Origin of the sequence: Hydrogenophaga sp. (assembly GCF_051007235.1) — a bacterium.
Lineage (GTDB): Bacteria > Pseudomonadota > Gammaproteobacteria > Burkholderiales > Burkholderiaceae_C > Hydrogenophaga.
This window is the reverse complement of the sequence record NZ_JBPCSJ010000093.1, coordinates 1-3,445: the sequence shown is the minus strand read 5'-3', so window position 1 is coordinate 3,445 and position 3,445 is coordinate 1. Positions and strand designations below refer to the sequence as shown.

Here is a 3,445-nt window from a genome sequence, read left to right as displayed (position 1 = left end):
TGTTTGCGCTGCTCGCCATCGCCGACCGCTTTGCCCCGCGCCGCGTGTTCCTGTTCTGCGCGCTCGCGGGGGCGGGCTGCACCGTGGGGGCGTGGGCCATGGTCACGCGTTACGAGGCCCTGCTCGCCTGGCGCTTTCTCACCGGCGTGTTCCTGGCCGGCATCTACCCGGTGGGCATGAAGATCGCCGCGCAGTGGTACACGAAAGGCCTGGGCGCTGCGCTGGGCCTGCTGATCGGCGCGCTGGTGCTCGGCTCGGCCAGCGCCCATGCGTTGCGTGCGCTCAGCGGCAGCCTGCCCTGGCCCACGCTCATGCTGGGCGTGGCCGCGCTGGCTGCAGCCGGTGGGCTGCTGCTGTTCTTCGGCCTGGGCGATCCGCCCGGTGCGGTGGCCCGTGTCACCACGCTGCAGTGGCGCGCCCTGGGCACGCTGTGGACCGACGGCCGCGTGCGCGCCTCGGTGCTGGGCTACTTCGGCCACATGTGGGAGCTCTACACCGTGTGGGTGATGGTGCCGCTGGTGCTGGCCACGCGGCTGAGCGGGACCGACCTGTCATGGGCCGCGTTCTGGGTGCTGGGTGCCGGCGCTCTGGGCTGCGCCGGCGGCGGCTGGGTGGCGCTGCGCTGGGGCAGCGCACGCGTGGCCACGCTGCAGCTGGCCACCAGCGGCCTGTGCTGCCTGGCCACGCCGTTCGTCCTGGACGCGCCCGCGCCGCTGTTCTACGGCTGGCTGGTGCTGTGGGGCATCACCGTCTCGGGCGACTCGCCGCAGTTCTCCACCCTCACCGCGCGCAACGCACCGCCGCAGGCCGTGGGCAGCGTGCTCACGCTGACCAACAGCATCGGCTTCGGCATCTCCATCGTGAGCATCCTGCTGTTCGTTTCACTGGCGCAAACCGTGAGCCTGGGCGCGCTGCTGCCCTGGCTGGCCATCGGGCCGGCGCTGGGCCTGTGGGCCATGGCGCGGCTGGTGCGCGAGGAGCAAAAGGCCGCGCCGGGCATCCGGTAAAGTCCGGCCACTCACAACGACACCGGAGGATTCCCATGCCCGCACCCACCTACACCGCCCAACGACCCACCGGCGCCTTCATCGGCGCATCCTGGGCCGCCTTGCTGGTGGGCGCCGTGGTCTACCTCATGGGCCTGTGGAACGCGCAGATGCTGCTCAACGAAAAGGGCTACTACTTCACGCTGCTGATGTACGGCCTGTTCTCGGCGGTGTCGCTGCAGAAGTCGGTGCGCGACCGCATCGAAGGCATCCCGGTCACCGGCATCTACTACAGCCTGTGCTGGGTGTCGCTGGGCATTGCGGTGCTGCTGTTGACCGTGGGCCTGTGGAACGCCACCCTGGCCGCCAGCGAAAAAGGCTTCTACGCCATGGCCTTCCTGCTGGCCCTGTTCGGCGCCGTGGCGGTGCAGAAGAACATCCGCGACGTGGCGCAGTTCAAGGGCAGCCAGCCCGACGAAGCCGCCGCCGAGTGACGCCGGCCCGCCCCTCGCTCAGGGCGCGTTGACCACGGGCACCGCCGGCGCGTCGGCCGCCGTGCCGCACGAAAAACAGTAGCGCGCAAACGCGTTCTTGCGCGTGTGGCAGTGGCCGCAGTGGTCGAACAGGCACAGGCCGCAGTGCGGGCAGAAGTCGGTCTTGCCGTCCTTCATGTCCACCGTGCGCTCGCACCCCGGGCAGATGTTCTTGGCCATGCGCGCCTGGGCCTGGTCGTAGTCCATCTCGCGCTGGCGCGCCTGGGCCGGCTGCGCTTCGGCCAGCTTCTGCCGCTCCAGGTACCGCTGCAGCGCGGTGATGGCGTACCGCCCGCCGATCACCGTGAGCACAATGCCCACGTTGTAGCGCACGTAGCCGCCGTAGCTGGGCAGGTAGGGCACCAGCTCAACGAAGAAGGCGAACAGCGCGAAGAAAATGAAGCCCCAGACGAAGGGCCACGAGGAGGTCTTGCGCTTCTTGGCGAACAGCCAGCCCGCCGCCACCAGCAGCGGCAGCGTGAGCGCCAGCCGGTAGCCAAACACGCGCAGCTCTTGCGCGCGCTGCTCGCTCAGGTATTCGTCGCGCGCGCTGTCCTGCAGGCTTTGCAGTTCGGCCTGGGCGCGCTCTTCGGCCTGGCGCGCGTCCAGTGCAGCCTGCTGCTGCCGTTCCACCAGCGCCAGCGCGTCGCGCTCGGCCTGCCGCAGTTCGTCCAGCTGCTTGGTGCGGGCGATCAGCTCTTCGTCCTGCTCGGGCCGCGCCGTGGCCTTGCGCGTGGCCAGCCAGTTGCTGAAGGTCTCGCGCGCGGCGCGGTTGTTGGCCTCGGCCGACTGCTGGCGCAGCTGTGCCTGGTCCAGCGCGGCCTGCGCGTCCTTGGCGTTCTTCTGCGCCACCAGGATCGCCTCTTTCACCGCCGGTGCGCGCGCCGGGTCCAGGTAGTCGTCGAGCGAACGGTAGGTTTCCACCTGCGGCAGGTCACCCACGATGGTGCTGCCCAGCCCCACCAGGAACCAGGCGAACAGGAAAGCCACCAGCCACAGGCCGCGGTGGAACCATTTTTCAGACAGGCGCAGGGTTTTGCTCATTGTGTTGTCCTCCAGATGCAGACGTTTGAAGCCATTGTGAACGCGGGCCGCACAGCGCTCACAGCGCCAGCCGCTGCGGTGCCGACCCCAGACCGCTGCGGGGCAGCCAGTCCAGCACCGAGTCCACCGTCACGGTCTCGCTGCGGTCCGAGAAGCGCTTGCTGTTCGGGTGGTCGTCGAAGCGGATGTGGGCCGAGCCGGCGCTCGCGCCCAGCCGCGTGAGCGCGCCGATGTGCAGCGTGCTGGGCTGGTAGCCCTTGAAGCCCAGCCAGGCCTGGGCCTGTGTCCGGGTGCTGAGGCCCGGCTCGGCCGCCATGGCCAGCGTCTCGATGGCCCACTGGTTGGACTGTTGGTAGCGCGTGCCCCAGGCGTAGGACACCAGGTTGTACTGGCGTTCGTTCAGACGCGTGCTGCGCACCGGGTCGGTCAGCAGCGACAACAGCGGCGCCTGCAGCGCGGGCACCGGTACCGACCACACCGCCTCGTGCCGCCACAGGTCGTCCAGGAAGAACTCGCCCAGGCCCTGGCGGTAGAGCGCGCCAACGCCGGAGCCGCACTGGTTGAGCTTGTGCAGCACGCGCCACGGCCCCTCGGCCGTCTTGTAGGCCCAGCCCAGGTGCGAGTAGCGCAGCCCGTACGTCGACAGGTCCTGCCCCGCGCGGGCCAGCACCACCACCCGCGCACCACTGCGGGTGAACTCCGCGTCCAGCGCCTGCGCCGTGCGCTGCGCCAGCGCCAGACCCTGGGTCAGCGTCTGCGGCGTCATCGGCCGCTGCTCGCACGACCGGCCGGCGTGGGCGGTGGTCGCGGCCACCACGCAGAGCAACGCGACCCCGATATGCCATTGGATTTTCATGATGCCTCTCGTGTGAAGTGCCTTGT

The 3,445-nt window shown here is 69.8% G+C and carries 4 protein-coding genes; 2 read left to right on the top strand and 2 right to left on the bottom strand.

Annotated elements, in window-relative coordinates:
- Positions 1 to 1,007, top strand: a 1,007-nt coding sequence (locus ACR2JA_RS03390; RefSeq protein WP_434007712.1) for an MFS transporter, incomplete at its 5' end; no start/stop codon positions are given.
- Between the two features lie 35 nt (positions 1,008 to 1,042).
- Entirely contained in the window at positions 1,043 to 1,480 is a 438-nt protein-coding gene (gene yiaA, locus ACR2JA_RS03385; RefSeq protein WP_434007711.1) for an inner membrane protein YiaA, read from the top strand.
- 18 nt (positions 1,481 to 1,498) lie between these two features.
- Here yiaA and ACR2JA_RS03380 read toward each other — a convergent pair whose 3' ends face one another.
- Positions 1,499 to 2,563: a serine endopeptidase gene (locus ACR2JA_RS03380; protein ID WP_434007710.1), complete on the bottom strand. Its 1,065-nt coding sequence runs from the start codon at positions 2,561 to 2,563 to the stop codon at positions 1,499 to 1,501.
- A 58-nt stretch (positions 2,564 to 2,621) separates the two neighbouring features.
- Positions 2,622 to 3,419 (bottom strand): DUF2145 domain-containing protein, encoded by a 798-nt coding sequence (locus ACR2JA_RS03375; protein WP_434007709.1) that lies wholly within the window; start codon positions 3,417 to 3,419, stop codon positions 2,622 to 2,624.
- Positions 3,420 to 3,445: the final 26 nt, after the last annotated feature.